The organism is Pseudomonas sp. SIMBA_067, assembly GCF_046534675.1.
GTDB lineage: Bacteria > Pseudomonadota > Gammaproteobacteria > Pseudomonadales > Pseudomonadaceae > Aquipseudomonas > Aquipseudomonas putida.
Window position 1 is genome coordinate 1 of the sequence record NZ_JAWRYH010001536.1, and the last position, 228, is coordinate 228.

1 protein-coding gene is annotated in these 228 nt (G+C 64.0%); it reads left to right on the plus strand.

Annotated features, from left to right (window positions below; all coding sequences use genetic code 11):
- On the plus strand, nucleotides 1–228 hold a 228-nt coding region (locus tag SB765_RS34595; RefSeq protein WP_410933153.1), incomplete at both ends, for a cbb3-type cytochrome c oxidase subunit I.

The window sequence follows — 228 nt, forward strand, 5'->3', positions numbered from 1 at the left end:
GCTTCTTCAGCGCCGCCGGCGGTGGCGACCCGGTGCTGTTCCAGCATGTGTTCTGGTTCTTCGGCCACCCCGAGGTGTACATCATGATCCTGCCGGCGTTCGGCGCGGTCAGCTCGATCATCCCGGCGTTCTCGCGCAAGCCGCTGTTTGGCTACACCTCGATGGTGTATGCCACCGGGGCGATCGCCTTCCTGTCGTTCATCGTCTGGGCGCACCACATGTTCGTGG